This window comes from Pseudomonas sp. TE21394 (assembly GCF_054057835.1).
This window is the reverse complement of record NZ_JBSRZR010000001.1, coordinates 1281909-1304332: the sequence shown is the minus strand read 5'-3', so window position 1 is coordinate 1304332 and position 22424 is coordinate 1281909. Positions and strand designations below refer to the sequence as shown.

19 protein-coding genes are annotated in these 22424 nt (G+C 64.7%); 5 read left to right on the top strand and 14 right to left on the bottom strand.

The window, feature by feature from the left end:
- Nucleotides 1-23 precede the first annotated feature (23 nt).
- The 3 genes from mpl to ACVWZT_RS06045 are packed head-to-tail and all read left to right on the top strand — an operon-like array spanning nucleotide 24 to nucleotide 2283.
- Nucleotides 24-1373: a UDP-N-acetylmuramate:L-alanyl-gamma-D-glutamyl-meso-diaminopimelate ligase gene (mpl, locus tag ACVWZT_RS06055; protein ID WP_457468594.1), complete on the top strand. Its 1350-nt coding sequence runs from the start codon at nucleotides 24-26 to the stop codon at nucleotides 1371-1373.
- The gene (gene ubiX, locus ACVWZT_RS06050; protein WP_296235511.1) at nucleotides 1370-1999 is read left to right on the top strand and encodes a flavin prenyltransferase UbiX; all 630 of its coding nucleotides are present in this window, start codon (nucleotides 1370-1372) and stop codon (nucleotides 1997-1999) included. The genes mpl and ubiX overlap by 4 nt, the downstream gene beginning before the upstream one ends.
- Complete coding sequence (locus ACVWZT_RS06045) at nucleotides 1996-2283, top strand: YceK/YidQ family lipoprotein (protein ID WP_296235512.1); 288 nt, start codon at nucleotides 1996-1998, stop codon at nucleotides 2281-2283. The genes ubiX and ACVWZT_RS06045 overlap by 4 nt, the downstream gene beginning before the upstream one ends.
- Nucleotides 2284-2369: 86 nt before the next feature.
- Here the strand turns inward: ACVWZT_RS06045 and ACVWZT_RS06040 are convergent, their stop codons facing one another.
- The 8 genes from ACVWZT_RS06040 to ACVWZT_RS06005 form a co-directional block, all read right to left on the bottom strand.
- Complete coding sequence (locus ACVWZT_RS06040; RefSeq protein ID WP_457468592.1) at nucleotides 2370-3014, bottom strand: oxidoreductase; 645 nt, start codon at nucleotides 3012-3014, stop codon at nucleotides 2370-2372.
- A 27-nt stretch (nucleotides 3015-3041) separates the two neighbouring features.
- Nucleotides 3042-4775, bottom strand: coding sequence for a C13 family peptidase (locus ACVWZT_RS06035; RefSeq protein WP_457468590.1), 1734 nt, complete (start codon nucleotides 4773-4775; stop codon nucleotides 3042-3044).
- Between the two features lie 139 nt (nucleotides 4776-4914).
- On the bottom strand, nucleotides 4915-5181 hold the full coding sequence (locus ACVWZT_RS06030; RefSeq protein WP_457468588.1) for a hypothetical protein: 267 nt from the start codon (nucleotides 5179-5181) through the stop codon (nucleotides 4915-4917).
- Nucleotides 5182-5572: 391 nt separating this feature from the next.
- The gene (locus ACVWZT_RS06025) at nucleotides 5573-6637 is read right to left on the bottom strand and encodes a 2,3-butanediol dehydrogenase (RefSeq protein WP_457472031.1); all 1065 of its coding nucleotides are present in this window, start codon (nucleotides 6635-6637) and stop codon (nucleotides 5573-5575) included.
- A gap of 54 nt (nucleotides 6638-6691) precedes the next feature.
- The gene (locus ACVWZT_RS06020) at nucleotides 6692-7798 is read right to left on the bottom strand and encodes an acetoin dehydrogenase dihydrolipoyllysine-residue acetyltransferase subunit (protein WP_457468587.1); all 1107 of its coding nucleotides are present in this window, start codon (nucleotides 7796-7798) and stop codon (nucleotides 6692-6694) included.
- Nucleotides 7795-8817, bottom strand: a complete 1023-nt coding sequence (locus ACVWZT_RS06015; RefSeq protein ID WP_296235517.1) for an alpha-ketoacid dehydrogenase subunit beta — start codon at nucleotides 8815-8817, stop codon at nucleotides 7795-7797. Before ACVWZT_RS06015 ends, ACVWZT_RS06020 begins: the two co-directional genes overlap by 4 nt.
- 33 nt (nucleotides 8818-8850) lie before the next feature.
- Complete coding sequence (locus ACVWZT_RS06010; protein ID WP_296235518.1) at nucleotides 8851-9828, bottom strand: thiamine pyrophosphate-dependent dehydrogenase E1 component subunit alpha; 978 nt, start codon at nucleotides 9826-9828, stop codon at nucleotides 8851-8853.
- A gap of 22 nt (nucleotides 9829-9850) precedes the next feature.
- Nucleotides 9851-10906 (bottom strand): ATP-NAD kinase family protein, encoded by a 1056-nt coding sequence (locus tag ACVWZT_RS06005; protein WP_296235519.1) that lies wholly within the window; start codon nucleotides 10904-10906, stop codon nucleotides 9851-9853.
- Between the two features lie 282 nt (nucleotides 10907-11188).
- On the opposite strand from ACVWZT_RS06005, the gene ACVWZT_RS06000 reads away from it, so the two are divergent.
- On the top strand, nucleotides 11189-13048 hold the full coding sequence (locus ACVWZT_RS06000; protein WP_457468584.1) for a sigma-54-dependent Fis family transcriptional regulator: 1860 nt from the start codon (nucleotides 11189-11191) through the stop codon (nucleotides 13046-13048).
- Nucleotides 13049-13155: 107 nt separating this feature from the next.
- On the opposite strand, the gene accC is transcribed toward ACVWZT_RS06000, so the two are convergent.
- The 6 genes from accC to ACVWZT_RS05970 form a co-directional block, all read right to left on the bottom strand.
- Entirely contained in the window at nucleotides 13156-14511 is a 1356-nt protein-coding gene (gene accC / locus ACVWZT_RS05995; protein ID WP_296235521.1) for an acetyl-CoA carboxylase biotin carboxylase subunit, read from the bottom strand.
- Between the two features lie 17 nt (nucleotides 14512-14528).
- Nucleotides 14529-14993 carry an acetyl-CoA carboxylase biotin carboxyl carrier protein gene (gene accB, locus ACVWZT_RS05990; protein ID WP_170028096.1) on the bottom strand — a complete coding sequence of 155 codons (465 nt, stop codon included), beginning with the start codon at nucleotides 14991-14993 and terminating at the stop codon, nucleotides 14529-14531.
- Nucleotides 14994-15092: 99 nt separating this feature from the next.
- Nucleotides 15093-15548 carry a type II 3-dehydroquinate dehydratase gene (gene aroQ, locus ACVWZT_RS05985; protein WP_003255330.1) on the bottom strand — a complete coding sequence of 152 codons (456 nt, stop codon included), beginning with the start codon at nucleotides 15546-15548 and terminating at the stop codon, nucleotides 15093-15095.
- A gap of 176 nt (nucleotides 15549-15724) precedes the next feature.
- A complete protein-coding gene (locus ACVWZT_RS05980) occupies nucleotides 15725-17497 on the bottom strand; it encodes a protein-disulfide reductase DsbD (RefSeq protein WP_457468582.1) in 1773 nt (590 codons plus the stop codon).
- A gap of 117 nt (nucleotides 17498-17614) precedes the next feature.
- Entirely contained in the window at nucleotides 17615-18394 is a 780-nt protein-coding gene (locus tag ACVWZT_RS05975; protein WP_457472029.1) for a methyl-accepting chemotaxis protein, read from the bottom strand.
- A 1353-nt stretch (nucleotides 18395-19747) separates the two neighbouring features.
- Nucleotides 19748-21106, bottom strand: coding sequence for a diguanylate cyclase (locus ACVWZT_RS05970; protein WP_296235525.1), 1359 nt, complete (start codon nucleotides 21104-21106; stop codon nucleotides 19748-19750).
- Nucleotides 21107-21356: 250 nt separating this feature from the next.
- On the opposite strand from ACVWZT_RS05970, the gene ACVWZT_RS05965 reads away from it, so the two are divergent.
- A complete protein-coding gene (locus tag ACVWZT_RS05965; protein WP_457468581.1) occupies nucleotides 21357-22424 on the top strand; it encodes a DUF2333 family protein in 1068 nt (355 codons plus the stop codon).

The following is a 22424-nucleotide window of genomic DNA, read 5'->3' as shown; positions in this document are numbered from 1 at the left end:
CTCGATGTTTTGCGAGGTTGACCATGCATATTCACATTCTCGGTATTTGCGGCACTTTCATGGGCTCGCTGGCGGTGCTGGCCAAGGAACTTGGCCACCGTGTCACCGGCTCTGACGCCAACGTCTATCCGCCGATGAGCACCCAGCTCGAAGCCCAGGGCATCGAGCTCACCCAAGGCTATGACCCGGCCCAACTGGAGCCGGCACCGGACCTGGTGGTCATCGGCAATGCCATGTCGCGCGGCAACCCGGCGGTGGAGTACGTGCTGAACAAGGGCCTGCCGTATGTTTCCGGCCCGCAGTGGCTGGCCGACCACGTGCTGCAAGGCCGCTGGGTGCTGGCTGTTGCCGGTACCCATGGCAAGACCACCACCAGCAGCATGCTGGCCTGGGTGCTGGAGCACGCCGGCATGAGCCCGGGCTTCCTGATCGGCGGTGTACCGCAGAACTTCTCGGTGTCGGCGCGCCTGGGCCATACCCCGTTCTTTGTGGTTGAAGCCGATGAATACGACAGCGCCTTTTTCGACAAGCGCTCGAAATTCGTCCACTACCACCCGCGCACCGCGATTCTCAACAACCTCGAATTCGACCACGCGGACATCTTCCCCGACCTGGCTTCGATCGAGCGGCAGTTCCATCACTTGGTACGCACCATCCCCAGTGAAGGTCTGGTGATTCACCCAACCACCGAGCAGGCGCTGGAACGCGTGATCGGCATGGGTTGCTGGACCCCGGTGCAAACCACCGGCGAAGGTGGCCAATGGCAGGCCCGCCTGCTGAGCCCGGACGGTTCGCGTTTCGAAGTGCTGTTCGAAGGCGAAGTGCAAGGTGTTGTGGACTGGGCGCTGACCGGCCAGCACAACGTCGCCAATGCCCTGGCAACCCTGGCAGCGGCCCGCCACGTCGGCGTGGTGCCGACCATGGGCATTGAAGGCCTGAGCGCCTTCAAGAGCGTCAAGCGGCGCATGGAGAAGGTCGCCGAGGTGCAAGGCGTGACCATCTACGATGACTTCGCCCACCACCCGACCGCCATTGCCACCACCCTCGACGGCCTGCGCAAGCGCGTCGGCGAGGCTCCGGTCATCGCCGTGATCGAGCCGCGCTCCAATTCCATGAAGCTCGGCGCCCACCGTGATGGCTTGCCGGAAAGCGTCAGCGACGCCGACCAGGTGATCTGGTACGCCCCGGCCAACCTCGGCTGGGACCTGGCCGCCACGGCCGCGCAGTGCAAGGTGCCGAGCGTGGTGGCCGACAGCCTCGATGCAATCATCGAGCGGGTCAAGGGCCAGGCGCGTCCGGGCACCCATGTGGTGATCATGAGCAACGGCGGTTTCGGTGGCCTGCACGGCAAGCTGGCCGAGGCATTGCAGTGAACGGGCCGGAACGCGTCACACTGGCGATGACCGGGGCATCGGGCGTCCAGTATGGCCTGCGCCTGCTCGATTGCCTGGTGCGCGAAGATCGCGAGGTGCACTTTCTGATCTCCAAGGCCGCGCAACTGGTGACGGCCACCGAGACCGACGTGGTGCTGCCGGCCAAACCTCAGGCAATGCAGGCGTTCCTTACCGAATACACAGGTGCCGCCGACGGGCAGATCCGGGTGTATGGCAAGGAAGACTGGATGTCGCCGGTAGCCTCGGGCTCGGGCGCGCCGGCGGCGATGGTGGTGGTGCCCTGTTCCACCGGCACCCTGTCGGCGATTGCCACCGGCGCCTGCAACAACCTGATCGAGCGTGCCGCCGACGTTACCCTCAAAGAGCGTCGCCAGCTGATCCTGGTGCCGCGCGAAGCGCCGTTTTCCACCATCCACCTGGAGAATATGCTCAAGCTGTCGCAGATGGGCGCAATCATCCTGCCGGCAGCGCCGGGCTTCTATCACCAGCCGCAGACCATCGACGACCTGGTCGACTTTGTCGTGGCACGCATCCTCAACCTGCTGAACATTCCCCAGGACATGTTGCCGCGTTGGGGCGAGCACCACTACGGGGTGGATGATTGAGGCGCACATTGTGCGGCGTGCTGGCGCTGGGGCTGCTGAGTGGTTGCGCCACGGTGCGGACGCTGGATGCCAACAAGCCTGGGGCGCCGGTGGTATATGCCGGTACCCGGTTGGATTTGTATGTCATGAATGGCGGCTGTTGCCCGCGCGATCATTACGGGGCTGATGCGCCGGCGTATCCGCGGCTGGACCTGCCGGGAAGCCTGTTGCTCGATACCTTGTTGTTGCCGTTGTCTCTGCTCACGGCAGCCGGTATAGGCTTCCAGGCTACCGGCGGCCTGTGATGGCCCTTTCGCGGGTGAACCCGTTCTCTGGTCTGTGAAGTGCCTGTGGGAGCGGGTTTACCCGCGAAGAGGCCCTGACAGGAAGCCTATTTCCTGCCCAACCTGCGCAATTCATCCGACTCCACAATCCGCACCCCGTCTTCTTCCTCCAGCGCCAGGCGCCACAACGCCCGGGCCAATGTACAGGCCTCGATGCCTCGATACTTCCCAGGTATCAGCCTGGAGAACGGCGAAATCAGCTGCTCGCCCAGCCGCGGCTCTATGCGCTCGCCCAACAGCAATGACGGCCGCACGATGGTCAACTGCGGCCAGTCCTGGGCCTTGAGCGCCTCTTCCATCTCGCCTTTGACCCGGTTGTAGAAAATCGACGATTTCGGGTCGGCCCCCAGCGCACTGACTACCAGCAGGTGCCGCGCGCCCATCTCCCGGGCACGCTTGCTGAAGGCCACCACCATGTCCAGGTCCACCGCACGGAATGCCGATTCGGAGCCGGCCTGCTTCAGCGTGGTGCCCAGGCAGCAAAACGCGATATCAACGCGCCCGGCCAGCTGCGGAAGAAACATTGCCGGGTCGCCTACCGGGTTTTCCAGGTGCGGGTGCCCGGCCAGTGGCCGGCGGGTTGGCGCCAGGACGCGGGTGATGGTGGGCTCGTTGAGCAGACGGTCGAGCAGGTGCTCACCTGTCAGACCCGTGGCACCGGCAAGCAGGACATGTTGAGGCGTCAAATACATGATGTCTCTCCCTTGTTACACACAAGCTTAGTGGTTGGCAGGCGTTTTTGCCTGTCCCCCCACGTCGGCCTGTGCGGCGTTACGCAATGCTTCTTCGGCCTGTTGCCGACGCAGCTGCTGCCAGCGCGCGAGTACCGCCGGCGGTGCCCACAGCTGCGGTTCGGAGGCCTCGAAACCTTCCCTTTGTTCTCTTTCGGCAACACTGCTGCGGGCCAGTTCAAACGCCTGTTTCAGATCGTCGGTCTGGTTCAGCGCCTCGGCGAACAAGGCGTCGCCAAAATAGGTGAAATCCGCTTCTTCCGAGCAGCCGAAGGACACCCGATCGGCCCGCGCGGCCGTCATGATGAGCGTGCGCTCATCCTTGAGCGGGGCGATGTAGCCCCCTGAATAGCAGGCGGATATGACAATCACTTTGTCGCGGTTCTTCAGCGGTGCCAGGGCGCTGGCCAGCTCGTCGGCGGACAGGTCGGCCAGTTGCAGGCGTGGCTGGTCGAGCACCAGCTGGTGGTCCTGGCTGCCGTGGCTGGTGAGGTAGATGAACACCAGGTCCTCGGGGCCGCTGCGCTCGGCCAGGGTGCGGGCGGCACGGGTGAGGTTCTCACGGGTGGCCATGGGGCGGCTGGCCATCTGGTCGCGGTGATTGACCAGGGTGACCTGGCCCGAAGCCCCAAAACGTACCTTGAGCATGTTGCTGACGTAGTCGGCCTCGCGCAGGAACACGCTCTGCTGGCCATCGCCGGCTACCACCAGGCTGTACAGCTGGACAGGCGGCGCCGAGTGTGGCACCTGGGCCAGCGCCTGCTCCAGCAGCCGACCCTGGTTGAGCAAGGCCAGGTCCAGCGGGTCGGGCAGCAGCTTGCCGTTCTGGTCACGCACCCGCACACCGTTGGCCCAGGTGCCGCTCAGCACCTTGCCGCTGGGCAGGATCAGCCGACCCTGCCCATGGTAGGCATCGTCGAGGAAGCCGCCGATGTACTTGCTGCCATCGGCCAGCTGCAGGCTGCCCTGGCCTGACAGGCGCCACTCGCTGAAAGTGCCCTTGTAGTGGCTGCCATCGCTGCCCAGCAGTTCGCCTTCGCCGACCAGTGCGCCATCCTTGAACTGGCCGATCCACACATCGCCATCGGCATTTTCGTAGCGGCCACGGCCCTCCAGGCGGTTGTCCTTGAATTCGCCGATGTACTGCTCGCCGTCGACGCTGTCGTAGGTGCCGGCGCCTTGCAGCAGGCCGTTGACGAAGCGGCCGCTGAACTGGTTGCCACTGGCATCGCTGCGCACGCCGGCGCCATTGGGCTTGCCTTTGGCGAACAGGCCCTGGTAGCGGCTGCCGTCGGCCAGTTCCAGTTCGCCGGCGCCTTCGTACAGGTCATCCTTGAACTGGCCGCGGTAGGACTGGTCGGCCTGCTTGAGAGTGCCTTCGCCGTCGCGCCGACCATGGCGGAAGGTGCCGGAATAGTGGCTGCCCGGAGTAGTCAGTTCGCCCAGCCCCTGGAACAGCCCGGCGGCGAACTGGCCACGGTACACCTCGCCATTCTGGCCGTGCCATTCGCCCTGGCCGTGCCATTGGCCGTCCTTGAAGCCGCCGGCGTACCAGCTGCCGTTGGGGTAGTCGATACGGCCCTCGCCTTGCAGCAGCCCATCGACTACCTGCCCCCGGTAGCGTCCGCCGTCAGGCAAGCGTGCGTCGGGCGGCAGCAGCGATTCGCCATCGCCACAGGCGGCGAGAAGCAGGACCAGGGAGAGGGGGAGCAGTAGACGCATGGCGAAGACCGGGCAATAGGTCTGCCGAGTATGCCGCAGAATGGGATCCTGAAACAGCGAGCGCATGAGCCGGGGCATTCCTCCGTGGGGCCAACGCTATTGTGTTGCCTGCCATGGCCCCATCGCCGGTCGACCCGGCTCAATGCCAGGTGCTATCGCCGGTCTGTCGGTGCAACAGCATCTCGGCCAGTGCCTTGGTCATCTGCACGTGATGGGCCGCATTGACCAGCATGTTGATGCCAGGCTCACCGGCATTGGCGCAGATGTACTCGTCCAGGGTGTCTTCGATGCCGGTCATCAATTGCAGAGCATGGATCACAGCGTCGAGCGAGGGCATGTCGTGGTTTATGGTGTAGAAGGGGCGGGAAGTCAGGATTCTGGGTGGATCGGGGACGATTTTTTTCATGATCAGGCCTCGTGTGGTTTGCTGTAAGCAACCACCTCATCCTTTCTCACGGGATAAAGGCGGCAGCCGTACGAGGGTGAGAATCCGAGACACGAGCACTCGGCCAGACCGAAGCCTGCCTGCGTACGGCTGCCATAACGTACTGCCGTAAGTCGTGTTTTCGGGTTTCTCACACCCGCTCACCAAACATGGCGACCCCGAGACGGTATCCCTGAGATGTTTCCCCGACAATGGAGCGACTTCCGACAGCCTCGTAGGATGATTCGCGAGATGGTCCAGGCTGAAGCATTTAGTTTCAGGTTCGGAAATGTCTTACATCTTTAAAGCCCTGAGCGGTTCCTGTGGTAGCGACAAAAACCGCTACCACAGGTTTGTGAGCTGCCACTGCGGCTCAGCGCAGGCCTGGCGAAACGATGATTTTCACGTTCTTCTCCTTGTTGTTCACCAGCTCCTCGAAGCCCAGCTCGACGATTTGCTCCAGCCCGATCCGCCCGGTTACCAGCGGGCGGATGTCCAGCCTGCCATCGGCGATGAAGGCAATCACATCAGCGAATTCGCCGTTGTAGGCCAGCGCCCCCAGCACCTGCTTCTCGGTGGACACCAGCTCGAAGAAGTTGAACTCGCTGGGCTCTTCGAAGATGCCCACCATCACGCATTTGCCGGCCTTGCGGATGGTGTCGATGGCCAGTTTGGCGGTGTGCTTGTTGCCGATGCACTCGAAGCTCACATCCGCACCCAGCCCGGCGGTGAGCGCGCGGATCTCTGCCAGGGCGTCGCACTGGCTGGGGTCGAGCACCACGCTGGCGCCGACTTCCTTGGCCTTGGCCTTGCGCGCCGAAGACATTTCCAGGGCGATCACCTGCGCTGCACCGGCCGCCCTGGCGCACATGATGGTGCACAGGCCGATGGTGCCGGCGCCGACCACCACCACCGTCTGGCCCAGCAGGCTGCCGGCCTTTTTCACCGCATGCATGCCCACCGCCAGCGGCTCGATCAGCGCCCCGGCTTCGGCCGGGAAACCCTGCGGCAGCCGGTACAGCAAGTTGGCCGGCACGTTGACCAGCTCGGCAAAGGCGCCGTTGTTCATCAAGCCGGTGAAGGCCAGGCGTTCGCAGATGTTATACAGGCCATGGGTGCAGTAATAGCAGGTACCGCAATGCTGGCAGGCATCCGCCGCCACCGGGTCACCGACGGCAAAGCCTTGCACGCCTTCGCCCAGCTTGGCGATCTGGCCGCAGAACTCGTGGCCGAGGATGCACTGGCCCTGGATGCCGGTCAGTGGGTGCGGTGCCTCGACCGGGATGAACACCGGGCCGGCGACGTACTCATGCAGGTCGGAGCCGCAGATGCCGCACCAGTCCACCTTGATCTGCACCCAACCGGGTGCGGGGTCGGCTGGCAGGGGTACCTGTTCGACGCGGATGTCGTTGCGGCCATGCCAGACGGCCGCGCGCATGTGGGTGTGGCTCAGGTCGTTCATTGTGTTTGTCTCCAGGCTCACGGAATGGGCTCAGTGCTTGCGCAGGAAGGCGAGCAGTTGCTGGTTGACCTGTTCGGCCGCCTCCATCTGCACCATGTGGCCGGCCTCCGGCAGCACCAGCACTTCGGCTTCCAGCCCTTCGGCATGGCTGGCCGGGATGATTGCGTCCTTGCCGCCCCACACCACCAGTGCCGGGTGTTGCCCCAGCACCCCGCGCAGGTCGTGGCGCTGCCGGTCACCGTCAGCGAGTGCCGCTGCCAGCTGCTGCAGGGCCTGGTCCACCCCTTCCAGGCGCTTGAACTTGAGCATGTCTTCGAGCATCTGGCGGGTGACTAGCGCCGGGTCGGCAAACAGCTGCACCATCTGCGGCTTGAGGGCATTGCGGTTGGCTGCCGCGACGAAGCCTTGCAGGTACTGGCCGTTGATCGCTTCGCCCAGGCCGGCACTGGCCACCAGGCTCAGGCTGGCGACCCGCTGCGGTGCCAGGCGCGCCACGTTCAGGCTGACCGCGCCACCCATGGAGTGGCCGGCCAGGTGCGCCTTGGCGATGTCCAGGTGGTCGAGCAGGGCCAGCACGGTTTCGCTCAGCTCATCCAGGTCGCCGCGTTGCAGCGCCTTGGCCGACTCGCCATGCCCTGGCAGGTCGAGGGCGATCACCCGGCGCTCGGCCGCCAGCGCCGGGTGGTTGAACAGCCAGTTGTTGAGGTCGCCGCCAAAGCCGTGCACCAGCACCAGCGGCGTGCCGCCTTCACCCAGCTCGAACCAGCGCAGTTGCCGGCCAGCCACTTCAGCCTTCTGCGGTGCCGGCCCCTGCGCCTGCTCGGCGCCACCGTCGGCGACGAACTCGGCCTGGAAGCGTTGCACCACCGCATCGATCTCGGCTTCCTCGGCTTCGCCTTCCACCACCACCGCCAGCAGTGCGCCGACCGGCAGGGTTTCATCGGGCCTGGCCACCTGGCGACGCAGCACGCCGCTGAACGGGGCTTCGACGCTGCTGCTGATCTTGTCGGTCTCGACGTCCAGCACCTCGTCACCCTTGTTGATCACGTCGCCTTCCTGCTTGAGCCAGGCGTCTACCCGGCCTTCGGTCATCGACAGGCCCCACTTGGGCATGGTCAGGGTATGGATCTGGCTCATGCGGCACTCCTTGCAGCTTCGATCACTTTGCGCACGGCAGCCTCGATCTTCGCCGCATCAGGGATATACAGGTCTTCCAAAGCGTCGGAGAACGGCACGGGAGTGTGCGGCGCGGTGACCATTTCGATCGGCCCCTTGAGGGCGGCGAAGGCCTTCTGCGCGACCAGGGCGCTGATGTCGGTGGCCATGGAGCAGCGGGGGTTGGCTTCGTCGATCACCACCAGGCGGCCAGTCTTTTCCACGCTTTCCAGAATGCTGTCTTCGTCCATCGGGCTGGTGGTGCGCAGGTCCAGCACCTCGCAGTCGATGCCCTGGCGGGCCAGGTTGTTGGCGGCTTCCAGCGCCACGTGCACCATGCGGCCATAGGTGACCAGGGTCACGTCGTCGCCATCGCGCAGGAAGTTGGCCTCACCGAACGGCACGGTATACACCTCTTCCGGCACCTCGCCCTGCATGCCGTAGAGCAGCTTGTGCTCGCAGAAGATCACCGGGTCGTTGTCGCGGATTGCCTGGATCAGCAGGCCCTTGGCATCGTATGGCGAGGACGGGCACACCACCTTCAGGCCAGGGATATGGGTCCACAGCGAGGTGAGCATCTGCGAGTGCTGGGCCGCCGCGCGCAGGCCGGCACCGTACATGGTGCGCATCACCAATGGGGTGACTGCCTTGCCGCCGAACATGTAGCGGAACTTGGCAGCCTGGTTGAGGATCTGGTCCAGGCAGCAGCCGGCGAAGTCGACGAACATCAGTTCGCACACCGGGCGCAGGCCCTGGGTGGCCGCGCCGACGGCGGCACCGACGTAGCCGATTTCCGACAGCGGGGCGTCGAGCACGCGTCCCGGGAACTGGTGATACAGGCCCTTGGTCACGCCCAGCACGCCACCCCAGGCGTCGTCCTCGCCCGGTGCGCCGGCACCGCCGGCCACGTCTTCGCCAATGATGAACACGGTGTCGTCACGACGCATTTCCTGAGCCAGGGCTTCGTTGATTGCCTGCTGGTAGCTGATCTTTCTTGCCATGGTGGTTCTCCTGTTGTTCTTGTAATCCGCAGCTCAGGGGTAGGCGACGTAGACGTCGCTGAGCAGGTCGGCGGGCTGTGGCTTGGGATCGGACTTGGCGCGGCGCACGGCGTCTTCGATCAGGTCCTCGACGCGGGCGTCGATGGCATCCAGCTGGGCAGCCGTGAGCAGGCCGGCGCGAGTAGTCTTGTTGCGGAACTGCAGCAGGCAGTCGCGGGACTCGCGCAGGTTCTTCACCTCATCGGGGGCGCGGTAGGTTTGCGCATCACCCTCGAAGTGGCCGTAGTAGCGGCTGAGCTTGACCTCGATCAGCGATGGGCCTTGCCCGGCACGGGCACGTTCGATGGCGGCACCGGCAGCCTCGTAAACGGCAAAGAAATCGAAGCCGTCGATGGTGACGCCGGGCATGCCGAAACCGGCAGCGCGGTCGGCGATGTGGTCGCAAGCTACCGACCAGGTCGAGGCGGTGGCTTCGGCGTAGCCGTTGTTCTCGGCGACGAAGATGCACGGCAAGTTCATGATCGACGCCATGTTCATGGCCTCGAACACCGCACCTTCGTTGGAGGCGCCATCACCGAAGAAGGCCACCGACACATCGTCGCGGCCCTTGATCTTGGCCGCCAGCGCCGCGCCGGCCACCAGCGGTGCGCCGGCACCGACGATGCCGTTGGCACCGAGCATGCCTTTTTCCAGGTCGGCGATGTGCATCGAGCCGCCCTTGCCGCCGCAGACGCCGGTCTTCTTGCCGTAGATCTCGGCCATCATGCCGTACACGTCCACGCCCTTGGCGATGCAGTGGCCGTGGCCGCGGTGGGTCGAGGCGATGCAATCGCTGTCGCGCAGGTGGGCCATGACCCCGGCGGCGGAAGCCTCTTCGCCAGCGTACAGGTGCACGAAGCCAGGGATCTCGCCGGTGGCGAACTCGACGTGCAAGCGTTCTTCGAAGGCACGGATGGTGCGCATCACTTCATAGGCATGCAGCAGTTGTTCGGTACTGAGTTGATTGGACATCTTGTTGTTCTCCGGGGTTGTCTCAACACGGGTTTGCAGGGTGCAGCCGGTGGCCACGGGGCACGGCCAGCAGGTGATGGCGGGCGGCGTGCGCCAGTACCGCCTCGACATCCACGCTCAACGGGCCTTGGTGGTCGAGGGTGATGGTGGGGCTGTCGTGCTCGGCGAATTCGATCTCGCGCTCGCCGTCCAGGGCCAGGGTGCCGCTGGCCAGGCTCAGGCGATGGGCGACACCGGGGGTCAGGGTGCCGCTGGCGGTGATGCCACAGCCCTGCAGCAGGCCCGGCGCCAACGGTGCCAGCAGTGCCTGGTCGGCACCGGGGTTCAGGCGGACCCAGGCGCCGTGAGGGTCCTGGCGGGAAACCGGGCTCCACAGGCCACACAGCGCCGAGAGGCCGATAGCATGTGGCTCGGCGAAACAGGCGAACACTTCGCTCAGGTCTTCGCTGCGGCTGAGCGCGCGGGCGCCGATGAAACGCTGGGGCGACACCGCCACTTCCACCAGAGCCCATTCGGCAAGCCGTTGCTCGGGCACTTTCACCAGCAGGCGCTTGTTGCGGCGCAGGCCGATGCTGGTGGGTATCCGGCCGCTGGCGAGCAGACCGCCGGCCAAGCCGGCACTGGTGGCTTCGCGCAGCTCGGGGAAAGCATTGTTGGTGCCGGTGGACAGGGTCAGCAGCGGCACGTCGCCTGCCTCGGCGGCGACCGCCTTGTGCGTGCCGTCGCCGCCGAGTACGGCGATCATCGCCACGCCGCGTTCGACCATGCGGCGGGTGGCCAGGCGGGTGTCGGCAACGGTCTGGGTCAGTGGCAGGTCGAGGATCTCGATGGCCGGCCAGTGCTGGTCGAGCGCGACCGGGCCCTGGCTGGCCTTGAGCACGGCAGCGGCGATGCCGGTCATGTCGCTGGGCAGCAGCACCTGGCCGATACCGGTGGCACCGAAAGCGGCGAGCAGGCGCTGGATCGCCGATGCCTTGTCGGTGCTCGAATAGAGCCCGGCATTGGCAGTCAGGCGGCGCAGGTCGCGACCAGAGGCAGGGTTGGCAATGATCCCGACAGTCGGGGCGGGTAGCGGCATGGCGCACCTCGTTTCTTGTTTGCCAGTGCCGGAGCAAGCGCGGTGCCAGTTTTGTCGAAGTCGGCTGGAATGTCCGGGGCAGAGGGGTTTGCTCGCGCCAAGGTCGGCGTGCATGGCCAGGCCGGCGAGACGCCGGGTGCCAGCCGCGCAGTGGCCCGGCCGAGACGCTGAGACGCTGCGTCTCAGGGCGGCCGGTAATCACGCAGTGCTTGTCGGGGCATGCCCGGAGGCGCTTAATGGCCGGACAACGATAAAAACAGCAACGAGAACCGGAGGGCCTGAATGCTTGCCGCGAACTCCCGAGCGCATGTGGATTGCGTCAGCAGGGTGCTGAAGAATGCCGATCGCCTGCCGCAGGCGCCGGTGCCACCGCTGATCCTCGATTCATGGCGCCGTTCCATGGAGCTGTACCGTCTCGACCCCGGTTCCCAGCAGGGGCCGCGTATTCTTTCCCAGAGCCTGCTCAACGAATGCCGCGAACGGGCCGAGCTGTTCCTGCGCATCGCCAGTGATGCCGTTGCGCGCCTGCATGAGCGGGTGCGCGGGGCCGATTATTGCGTACTGCTCACCGACGCCCAGGGGCGCACCATCGACTATCGGGTCGAGTCGGCCATCCGCAACGACTGCCGCAAGGCCGGGTTGTACCTGGGCACTTGCTGGTCCGAGGGCGAGGAGGGTACCTGCGGGGTGGCTGCGGTGCTCACCAGCAAGGCGCCGGTCACGGTGCACAAGCGTGACCATTTCCGCGCTGCGTTCATCGGTCTCACCTGCACCGCGGCGCCGGTGTTCGACCCGCTGGGCGAGTTGCTGGGCGTGGTGGATGTGTCGGCCTTGCAGTCACCGGACGACCGCCGCAGCCAGCACCTGATCCGCCAGTTGGTCGAGCAGACCGCGCGTGAGATCGAAAACGCCTTCTTCATGCACAGTGCCCAGGGCCATTGGGTAATGCGCGCGCATGGCACGCCGGGCTATGTGGAAAGCCAGCCCGACTATCTGCTGGCCTGGGATACCGACGGCCGCCTGCAGGCCATCAACAGCCTGGCGCGGCAGCGCCTGGTGGAGCGCCTGGGGCGGTTGCCCGAACACATTGGCGAGTTGTTCGACATCGACCAGCTGCGCCGGGTCAATGGTGCATCGGCCCAGCCCCTGCCTGGACTGGGCGGGCTGTATGGCCGGGTCAGTGCGCCACAGCAGCGCCAGCGCGCGCAGCCCTTGCGCCAGGCCCAGGATGCCCGCATCGAGCAGCACCTGCGGCTGGCCACGCGGGTCAAGGACTGCAACCTGGCGGTGCTGGTGCAGGGCGAGACCGGGGCCGGCAAGGAGGTGTTCGCCCGCCAGTTGCACCAGCAGAGCCTGCGCCGAGACGGCCCGTTCGTCACCCTCAACTGCGCGGCCATCCCGGAAAGCCTGATCGAGAGCGAACTGTTCGGTTATGTCGCCGGAGCGTTCACCGGGGCTTCCAGCAAAGGCATGCAAGGGCTGTTGCAGCAGGCTGACGGTGGCACCTTGTTTCTCGATGAGATCGGCGACATGCCAGTGAACCTGCAGACCCGCCTGTTGCGCGTGCTGGCCGAAGGCGAAGTGGCACCGCTGGGCGCTGCGCGGCGGCAGCGGGTGGACATCCAGGTGATTTGCGCGACCCACCGTGACCTGGCGGCGATGGTCAAGGAGGGACGTTTCCGTGAGGACCTTTACTTCCGCCTGGCCAACGCCCGCTTCGAGCTGCCCCCGTTGCGTGAGCGCGATGACCGGCTGGGGTTGATCCACCAGCTGCTGGCGGAGGAAGCTGCGGCCTGCGGGGTCGAGGTGGTACTGGCGGATGATGCGCTGCAGGCGCTGTTGCTGTACCGCTGGCCGGGTAACCTGCGCCAGCTGCGGCAGGTGCTGCGTTATGCCTGTGCGGTCAGTGAGGGCGGCCAAGTGTGCCTGGAGAGTCTGCCGCTGGAGGTGCGGGGTGATGCCGTACCGGCGGCTGACGCCGGGGTATCGAGCCCGGCCCGGCAGTTGCTGCTCGATGCCTTGATACGGCATCGCTGGAAACCGGCGGAAGCGGCGCGGGCCTTGGGGATATCGCGGGCCACTTTGTATCGACGGGTGCATGCGCACCGGATCGAGATGCCGAGGATGAAGGGGATTGAGTGAGGGCTGACAGGGGTTCGCCGCGACATCTCACAGGCGCCAAATCACTGAAGACGGACAATAAAAAACCCCGGAACAAGTCCGGGGTCCTGGTGCATCACACTACACGATCACTCCTGGTTGGCCAGTTTGTGCTCGAGGTAGTGAATGTTGACGCCGCCTTTGCAGAAACCTTCATCACGCACCAGGTCGCGGTGCAACGGGATGTTGGTCTTGATGCCGTCGACGACAATCTCGTCCAGGGCATTGCGCATGCGCGCCATGGCTTCGTCGCGGTCCTTGCCGTAGGTGATCAGCTTGCCGATCAGCGAGTCGTAGTTCGGTGGAACCGAGTAACCGCTGTACAGGTGCGAATCGACGCGCACGCCGTTGCCACCCGGGGCGTGGAAGTGCTTCACCTTGCCAGGGCTCGGGATGAACTTCTTCGGGTCCTCGGCGTTGATACGGCATTCCAGCGCGTGGCCACGAATAACCACGTCTTCCTGGCGGAACGACAGCTTGTTGCCAGCGGCGATGCTCAGCATCTCCTTGACGATGTCGATACCGGTCACCATCTCCGACACCGGGTGCTCAACCTGCACACGGGTGTTCATCTCGATGAAGTAGAAACGGCCGTTCTCGTACAGGAACTCGAAGGTACCCGCACCACGGTAGCCGATCTCGATGCACGCATCGACACAGCGCTTGAACACTTCCTGACGGGCTTTCTCGTCGATGCCCGGGGCTGGTGCTTCTTCCAGTACCTTCTGGTGACGGCGCTGCAGCGAGCAGTCACGGTCGCCCAGGTGCACGGCGTTGCCCTGGCCGTCGGACAGGACCTGCACTTCCACGTGACGTGGGTTGGTCAGGAACTTCTCCAGGTAGACCATCGGGTTGCCGAAGGCAGCACCGGCTTCGGTACGGGTGAGCTTGGCCGAGGCAATCAGGTCCTCTTCCTTGTGCACCACGCGCATGCCGCGACCACCACCGCCACCGGCGGCCTTGATGATCACCGGGTAGCCGACATCACGGGCAATCGCCAGGGCGACTTCTTCGTCTTCCGGCAGTGGGCCATCGGAGCCCGGTACGGTCGGTACGCCCGACTTGATCATCGCTTCCTTGGCCGAAACCTTGTCGCCCATCAGGCGAATGGTGTCGGCTTTCGGGCCGATGAAGGCGAAACCGGATTTTTCCACCTGCTCGGCGAAGTCGGCGTTTTCCGCCAGGAAGCCGTAGCCCGGATGAATCGCGGTGGCGCCGGTGACTTCGGCGGCAGCGATGATCGCCGGGATATGCAGGTAGGAATCCTTGGACGATGCAGGGCCGATGCAGACCGACTCGTCTGCCAGGCCCAGGTGCATCAGTTCACGGTCGGCAGTGGAGTGCACGGCGACGGTCTTGATACCCAGCTCTTTGCAGGCACGCAGGATCCGCAGGGCAATTTCCCCGCGGTTGGCGATCAGGACTTTTTCGAGCTTCCCAGACATCGTTGGCTCTCCGCGATTCAAACGATGGTGAACAGCGGCTGGTCGAACTCAACCGGCTGGCCGTCTTCTACCAGGATGGCGTCGATGACACCGCCAACATCGGCTTCGATGTGGTTCATCATCTTCATGGCTTCGACGATGCACAGGGTGTCGCCTTTCTTCACGCTCTGACCCACTTCAGCGAAGTTCGGCGAAGTTGGCGAAGGCTTGCGGTAGAAGGTGCCGACCATCGGCGAGCGGATCACGGTGCCTTTCAGGGCTGGGGCGGCAGCTGCGGCTTCGGCGGCCGGGGCAGCAGCAGCGGCAACCGGGGCAGCGGCAGGCGCAGCGGCAACCGGGGCCGGTGCGAAGTACTGCTGGGCAGCAGGGGTCTTGCTGTGGCGGCTGATACGGACCGACTCTTCGCCTTCCTTGATCTCCAGTTCGTCGATGCCAGACTCTTCCAGCAGCTCGATCAGTTTCTTGACTTTACGGATATCCATTAATCATCAACTCCCAAAGGTTCGGTCAGGGGGCGAAATACAAAAAACGTATCTGAAACGTTTCTCTCGAACCCTGGCCCACCGAGGCCAGGGTTTTCATCATTTGGGCTGTGCGTTGGCAGCCAGCTGTTCCAGTGCAGACTCCAGGGCCAGGCGATAACCGCTGGCGCCCAGGCCGCAGATCACCCCTACGGCAACATCGGAAAAGTAGGAGTGGTGGCGGAACGGTTCGCGTTTGTGCACGTTGGACAGGTGCACTTCGATGAATGGGATGCTCACCGCAAGCAACGCGTCACGTAATGCAACGCTTGTGTGCGTGAAAGCAGCCGGATTGATCAGGATGAAGTCCACACCCTCGTTGCGTGCGGCGTGAATACGGTCGATCAGTTCGTACTCGGCATTGCTCTGCAGGTATTGCAGATGATGGCCGGCGGCGCGGGCACGTTGCTCCAGGTCCTGGTTGATCTGGGCCAGGGTCACGGCGCCGTAGTGGCCAGGCTCGCGGGTACCGAGCAGGTTGAGGTTGGGGCCGTGGAGCACCAGTAGCGTTGCCATCTGCGATTCCTTGGGTTGTAGGGCAATTCGACACAGCGCGGCGAGTGTGCCGTAAAGCGACGGCAAGTGTCCAGTTCCCGGCAATAGGCAGCACGATGACCGAGGTTCGCGCGAAGTATGTGACCAAATGGCTTGATCTGGTCACTGATTTGAGATTTTTAACTGCGCGCGGGAAGTTATAGACCGACTTTGCTGCGTACGCGTGTAAGAATTTGCGCAAATTCACCGGTGTTTATCTCACCGATGACCCGATCAGCGGTAATTTCGCTGCCGTTCGCAGCAAAAAATAGCAGAACAGGCGGGCCGAACAGCTTGTAGCGGTCGAGCAGTGTGCGTTGCTCGGCATTGCTCTCGGTGATATCGAAACGCAGTAGCTTGAAACCGGCCAGCTGGGCTTGCACTTGCGGGGCGGTCAGCACTTCGCGCTCGATCACCTTGCAGCTGATGCACCAGTCGGCGTACCAGTCCAGCAATACCGGTTGGCCGGCTGACCTGGCCTGGGCCAGGGCCGCGTCCAGGGCAGCAGGGGTGGTGACGGTTTGCCAGGCCTGCTCCGGTGTCGCCGAGGTGTTTCCGGTATTTGCAACGGCTGGCGGTGGCAACGGTCGCAGTGGGTCGCCTTGGCCGCTGAGGGCGCCGTACCAGCACGCCAGCGCATACACCAGCAAAGCCAGGCCGAGCAGTTGTGCCAGGCGCTGGCGCGTGGTCTTGACCACGAACTCCAGGGCGCCAAGGAACAGTGCCACCCCCGCTGCCAGGAAACCGACCAGCAGCAAGGTCAACGGGCCCGGCAGCACACGGCTGAGCAGGCCGATGGCCAGGCCCAGCAAGAGCACACCGATCGCATTTTTCACTGTGTTCAGCCAAGGCCCGCTTTTCGGCAGCCAGGCCGCGCCACCGGTGGCTACCAGCAGCAGCGGTGCGCCCATGCCCAGGCCCAGGGCGAACAGCTTGAGGGCGCCGCCCAGGGCGTCGCCGCTGGCGCTGATGTACAGCAACGCACCGGCCAGGGGAGCTGAAACGCACGGCGACACCAGCAGGCTGGAGAGTACGCCCAGAATCGCCGCGCCCAGCAGCGAGCCCCCCCGGGTGTGGTTGGCGACATTATTCAGGCGCTGGTTGAGGGCCTGAGGCAGCTTCAGCTCGAACAGGCCGAACATGGCCAGGGCGAATACCACGAAGAACAGTGCGAAGGGCACCAGCACCCAGGCCGATTGCAAGCGTGCCTGCAGGTTCAGGCCGGCGCCGAACAGGCCCATCAGGGCGCCGAGTACCGCGAAGCTGGCCGCCATCGGCAGCACATAGGCCAGTGACAGGGCCAGCCCGCGCAGGCCGCCGGCCTGGCCGCGCAGCACCACGCCGGAGAGGATCGGCAGCATGGGCAGCACGCAAGGTGTGAAGGTGAGACCGACCCCGGCAAGGAAGAACAGCAGCAGCGACTTCCAGCTCCAGCCCTGTTCGGTGCTGGCCGGTGTGCCCGCGGCGGCTTCGCCATCGATGCTCAGGCGTGCGGTTTCCGGTGGGTAACAAAGGCCTTTGTCGGCACAGCCCTGGTAGCCCACCAGCAAGGTGAAGGCACGTGGGTCGTTGCGCGGCAGTTCGATGTCGAGCACACCGTGGTATACCTCGACGTCGCCGAAGAACTCATCGTGCTTGGCTTCGCCCTTTGGGATGTTCGGTGTGCCCAGGGCGACGTTGGCTGGTTCCGTACGGAACTGGAAGCGGTGGCGGTACAGGTAATAGCCATCGGTGGCGACGAAGCGCAGCTTGATGGTTTGCCCATCGGCCTGGACCAGGTTGAGCTTGAACGCTTCGTGCACCGGCAGGAAGTCGGCATTGTTGGACAACGAAGCGGCGCCGAGGGTGGCGCTGGGACGGTTGTCGAGCAGGCCCGTGGCGAAGGTGGGGCTGGCCAGCAGCAGGAACAGCAGGAAAAACAGGCGGCGCATGGCGGACTCGCGAGGTCGAACGTGCCGGGCATGATAGCGGAGTTGCTGCTGATTGGGGCCATGCGGGTACAGCGGGCGATACATGGCCGCTTCGACAAAGGTACAGCGTAGGTCTGCTCAGACCCTGAACGCCCGTACCGCCCGGTTCAGTTCGCCGCCCAGGCTCAACAACTGCTCGCCTTGCTCGCGCCCCTCACCGATACGCTGCAGGTTGTCCTCGCCCAGCGCGTGAATCCGTTGGCTGTGGTCGCGGATTTCGCTCACTGCGCCACTCTGCTGCGCCGTGACGTCGGCAATCCGCACTGCGGTATCCAAGATGGTGCGAATGGCGCGGACAATCTCGTCCAGCGCGCCGTCTGCGGCCTGGGCCTGGCTGGCGGTGGCCTCGGCATGTTCGAGTTGCGCACGCATCCCGGTCACCGAACTTCTGGCGGCCTGCTGCAGGCGGTCGATCAGCGCCTGTATCTCACCGGTTGCCCCGGTGGTGCGCTGCGCCAGCGAACGCACCTCATCGGCCACCACGGCAAAACCGCGGCCCATCTCGCCGGCACGCGCCGCCTCGATTGCGGCGTTCAGCGCCAGCAGGTTGGTCTGCTCGGCAATCGAGCGTATCACCGTCAGCACGCCACCGATCGTGGCCGACTCTTCTGCCAGTTGCTCGATCATGCGGGCGTTGCCCTGCACTTCATTGACCAGGTCGCGCAAGCCCGCAAGGCTCTGGCCAATCACCGCCTGCCCCTGTTCCACCGCGCGACCGGCATCGCGGCTGGCGTCGGCGGCTGCGCTGGCATCACCGGCCACCTGCTGGATGGTCGCTTCCAGCTCACCCAGGGCATCGCGGATCTGCCCGGTGTCGCCAGCCTGGCGTTCGGCGCCGTCGTGCAGAGCGGCGCTCATGCCGGCAAGGGCGTGGCTGCTGCCGGCCACCTGTTCGGCGTTGTGGCGGATGGTGCCGACCAGCTCAACCAGATACTGGCGCAGGCGGTTGAGCGAATCCTGGATGTCGTGCAGTTCGCGGTTGCTCTTGCCCAGGGCGATGGCCTTGGCGAAGTCGCCTTCGGCCCAGCGCGACAGGGCCGGGGCCAGGCCGGTCAGAGTGCGCGCCAGGCGCCGTTGCAACGTGTCGATCAGCAGCGCGATCAGCAGGATCAGGCCAATCATCAGGCTCTGGATGCTGCGCACTTCGGCGGCTATCGTCGCGTGCTGGCTGCGTACCTCAGGTTCCAGCGCCGCTATGGCCTGCTGCACCGCCTGCAGACGCTGCCCGGTGCTGGCGGCCAGGGCGGCTCGGCGCTCGATCTGGTCGCGGGTGCGTTGCAGTTCGGCCGGGTAGCGGCTGAGCAGGCTTTGCAACTCACGTTTCAGGCCAATGGCGACGTCTTCCTGCTGGGTGCTGGCTTGAGTCTCCAGGCCCATCATCGATGCGAAGTCGTCGGCGCCGGATTCGGCTGCACGGGTTACCCCGAGCAGCGGCAGGCTGTCGATGATCTGGGCCTGGGTGCGAATAAGCTGCAGTTCACGTTCAACTTCATCGGCCAGTTCCGGGCGGCGGCTGCTGACCAGCTTGTCCCGGGCCAATGACAGGCGACCAAGGTGCACGGTGGCATCCAGCAGGGGCAGCAGGTAGCGGTCGGCGTTGGCGTTGCCGCTGTCGCGAGCATAGCCGGCCAGTTGTTCTAAGTTGGCCCCCAGTTCCCGCTCGGCCTGCAGCAGCAACGCCTGGGGGTCGCCAGCCAGCTTGCCGGCGGCCAGCAGTTCCTCGGTGGTGAAGGCTTGCAGGCTGTCCAGGCTAGGGCGCAGTTTGCCGGCCATTTCCTCGGGCCATTCGGCCAGCGCCGCTTGCAGTTGCTGGTTGGCTTGCATGGCCGCAGCGTGGCGCAGCGCATCGCCGCTGGCCAGGTAGGCCTGGATGTTGTCGGCTGCCTGCTGCTGGAACTGCTGGGACAGGCCCAGGTAGCGCTCCATCAATTGATAGGGGCGCTCCAGGGCCCGCTGCGACCACCACAGGGTGGCACCCAGGGCGATACACACGGTTACCAGCAACAGGGTGTTGAAATTGGTCAGCCACTTCAGGCGCATAGCCACGAGCTTCCTGCGGGAGGGGAGTCGGTGGCTGAAGTTATTGCGGTTGTGTGAAGGAGTGATGACGAAAGGGGCCGGTACCAGAGAAAAAGTGGCACAGTGCCTCTGTTCTTTCCCTGGGTCGGCATCTGCCCGGGCTTGTCCGCAGAAGGCCGGTACAGTCAGATCTCAGGGCTCAACACGCACCACGCAATTACGCCCCGCATGCTTGGCACGGTACAGCGCCTCGTCTGCCGCGCTGGCCATGGTCAGTGCATCCAGCCCCTCATCCAGCTGTACCACCCCGGCGCTGAAGGTACACCTCAGATCCTGCGGCTGGGCCGGGTAGAGAATTTCGGCAAAGCGCCGACGGATTTCATCCAGTACCCTGTGCGCCGCATCCAGCGCGGTATTGGGCATGACGATGGCAAATTCTTCACCACCATAGCGGCCAATGAAGTCGGTCTTGCGCAGGCGCTGCTTGAGGAACAAGGCCAGGCTCTTGATCACCCGGTCGCCCATCGGATGGCCGTGGCGGTCGTTGATCTTCTTGAAGTGGTCGATGTCGAGCATGGCGAAGCTCAACGGTTGTTGCTCGCGGCGGGCGCGGAAGCTGCAATCTTCAAGCAGTTGCAGGATGTGCGTGTGGTTGTACAGCCCGGTCAGGCTGTCGCGCACCATGCGCGCCTTCAGGTGCCGGGCACGGGCGGCACGGTTGCGCACGGTGGTAATCAGCTGGCGTGAGCGAAACGGCTTGGTCAGGAAATCATCCCCGCCTTCACTCATGGCATCCAGTTGCTTGTCCAGGTCGTCCTCGGCAGACAGGTAGATGATCGGCACGCTCACATAGCGGTCGCTGTGGCGGATGACCTTGGCCAGCTCGGGGCCGGTGCAGGCGGGCATGTACAGGTCGAGGATGATCAGGTCGGGCTGGAAGTCGGCCAGCTCGGCCATGGTGCGGATCGGATCGGTCAGGCTGCGGGTGAGCATGCCGGCGCTGGCCAGCACGCGCTCGGTATACAGGGCCTGGGTGCGCGAGTCGTCGATGATCAGCACGCGCAGGGGGTCGTGCGGGGCGGCATTGGTCAGTCGCTCGACCTTTTCCAGCAGGCTGGATGCTTCCAGGGTCCCGGTGAGAAAGTCCTGGGCGCCGGCGCGCACGGCGGCCAGGCGGGTCGGGGTGTCGGTCTCGTGGTGGCTGAAGAACAGCAGCGGAATGTGCCGGGCCAGACCTTGCTGCACCTGGGCCGCCAGCAGCAGGCCATGCCCGGGGCCGGTGAAATCGACATCCATGATGATGGCCGACGGTGGGTATTCCTCGATCGAGGCGTGAAAGGCCGCGGCGCTGGCCAGCGCCTGCACCACGAGGCCAAAGAATTCCAGTTGCTGGGCCAGGCGCTGGGCACGTTCGTGGTCCTGCAGCAGGATGTACACCGGCTTGCGCAGCGGCGGCCGCAGCAGTTGGCCAAGTGGGTCATCCTTGCGCAGGCCGCTACGCGTCAGCTGTTGGACGGGGCACTGCGGGCTCGGCTCGACTGCTTGGCTCATGACCTGGCTACTTTGTAGGGTGGGGAGGTGCAGGGGCGATGATGGCTCTATGCTAGCAGTTCTTTCCTGCTGCGCGAGTGCTGTGCATCAACAAAGCGGACAGAACGAATATTCAGTTGCCGACCGATTGGTCGCTTATGCGTAAGGCGGTGTCTGCTTTATAGTGCTGCGACACGGGCTTGCCGTGGCACCCTGGCACAGGCCTGTGGTCCAAGCCCCTGAACCGTCGTGACTGATTAAGGACAAAGCCATGCTGGACTGGAAAAACCGCGAGGCCCAAGCCGAGCCCCGTGAGCGTGTCGACGGCCGTGGTGCCGCCGCCCGTAGCTACCTTGGCGGCCTCTGGAGCCGTGCGCTGGGGACCCTCATCGGGTTGTACCTGCTGGTGTGCATCGGCCTGGGTTGGTACTGGAGCCAGGAGCCGGCCCTATTCCCGGTGCAGCAGAACGCCCAGGCTGCCGCTGAGCGTACCGGCCAGCAGATGGTGGTGGGTTACACCACTCTCGAAACCCTCAAGACCGTAGCTGGTACCCTGCTGAACAAGCCGGGTGGCTACATCTCCAACGACCGCTTCCCGCCAGGGCTGTGGATGGACAACATGCCGAGCTGGGAGTACGGCGTGCTGGTTCAGGTGCGCGACCTGTCCCGTGCCCTGCGCAAGGACTTCGCCCGCTCGCAATCGCAGTCGACCGAAGATGCCGACCTGGCCAAGGCCGAGCCGCGCTTCAACTTCGACAACAAGAGCTGGATCCTGCCATCGAGCGAATCGGAGTTCGAGGAGGGCATCAAGTCGCTCAGCCGCTACCAGGCCCGTCTGGCGGCCGGCGACAAGGGCGCGATCTTCTATACCCGTGCCGACAACCTGAACAACTGGCTGGGTGACGTGGCCACCCGCCTGGGTTCGCTGTCGCAGCGCCTGTCGGCGAGTGTTGGCCGGGTCAAGCTCAACAGCACGCTGAAGACTGAGTCGGTGGTTGCCGGCCAGGCGCCGCAGGTGGACGAGGAGTTGGTGGAAACTCCATGGCTGCAGATCGACAACGTGTTCTACGAGGCCCGTGGCCAGGCCTGGGCGCTGTCGCACCTGCTGCGCGCGATCGAGGTCGACTTCGCCGATGTGCTGGCGAAGAAGAACGCCACGGTCAGCGTGCGCCAGATCATCCGTGAGCTGGAAGCCTCGCAGGAAGCCCTGTGGAGCCCGATGGTGCTCAACGGCAGCGGCTTCGGCATGTGGGCCAACCACTCGCTGGTCATGGCCAACTACATTTCCCGGGCCAACGCCGCAGTGATCGACCTGCGTCAGCTGCTGTCGCAGGGTTGA

What these genes read in the sequence shown, in the direction of transcription:
- mpl (WP_457468594.1), top strand. Translation starts at nt 24, where the DNA reads ATGCATATTCACATTCTCGGTATTTGCGGCACTTTCATGGGCTCGCTG.
- ACVWZT_RS06040 (WP_457468592.1), bottom strand. Translation starts at nt 3,014, where the DNA reads ATGTATTTGACGCCTCAACATGTCCTGCTTGCCGGTGCCACGGGTCTG.
- ACVWZT_RS06035 (WP_457468590.1), bottom strand. Translation starts at nt 4,775, where the DNA reads ATGCGTCTACTGCTCCCCCTCTCCCTGGTCCTGCTTCTCGCCGCCTGT.
- ACVWZT_RS06030 (WP_457468588.1), bottom strand. Translation starts at nt 5,181, where the DNA reads ATGAAAAAAATCGTCCCCGATCCACCCAGAATCCTGACTTCCCGCCCC.
- ACVWZT_RS06025 (WP_457472031.1), bottom strand. Translation starts at nt 6,637, where the DNA reads ATGCGCGCGGCCGTCTGGCATGGCCGCAACGACATCCGCGTCGAACAG.
- ACVWZT_RS06020 (WP_457468587.1), bottom strand. Translation starts at nt 7,798, where the DNA reads ATGAGCCAGATCCATACCCTGACCATGCCCAAGTGGGGCCTGTCGATG.
- ACVWZT_RS06015 (WP_296235517.1), bottom strand. Translation starts at nt 8,817, where the DNA reads ATGGCAAGAAAGATCAGCTACCAGCAGGCAATCAACGAAGCCCTGGCT.
- ACVWZT_RS06010 (WP_296235518.1), bottom strand. Translation starts at nt 9,828, where the DNA reads ATGTCCAATCAACTCAGTACCGAACAACTGCTGCATGCCTATGAAGTG.
- ACVWZT_RS06005 (WP_296235519.1), bottom strand. Translation starts at nt 10,906, where the DNA reads ATGCCGCTACCCGCCCCGACTGTCGGGATCATTGCCAACCCTGCCTCT.
- ACVWZT_RS06000 (WP_457468584.1), top strand. Translation starts at nt 11,189, where the DNA reads ATGCTTGCCGCGAACTCCCGAGCGCATGTGGATTGCGTCAGCAGGGTG.
- accC (WP_296235521.1), bottom strand. Translation starts at nt 14,511, where the DNA reads ATGTCTGGGAAGCTCGAAAAAGTCCTGATCGCCAACCGCGGGGAAATT.
- accB (WP_170028096.1), bottom strand. Translation starts at nt 14,993, where the DNA reads ATGGATATCCGTAAAGTCAAGAAACTGATCGAGCTGCTGGAAGAGTCT.
- aroQ (WP_003255330.1), bottom strand. Translation starts at nt 15,548, where the DNA reads ATGGCAACGCTACTGGTGCTCCACGGCCCCAACCTCAACCTGCTCGGT.
- ACVWZT_RS05980 (WP_457468582.1), bottom strand. Translation starts at nt 17,497, where the DNA reads ATGCGCCGCCTGTTTTTCCTGCTGTTCCTGCTGCTGGCCAGCCCCACC.
- ACVWZT_RS05975 (WP_457472029.1), bottom strand. Translation starts at nt 18,394, where the DNA reads ATGAGCGCCGCTCTGCACGACGGCGCCGAACGCCAGGCTGGCGACACC.
- ACVWZT_RS05970 (WP_296235525.1), bottom strand. Translation starts at nt 21,106, where the DNA reads ATGAGCCAAGCAGTCGAGCCGAGCCCGCAGTGCCCCGTCCAACAGCTG.
- ACVWZT_RS05965 (WP_457468581.1), top strand. Translation starts at nt 21,357, where the DNA reads ATGCTGGACTGGAAAAACCGCGAGGCCCAAGCCGAGCCCCGTGAGCGT.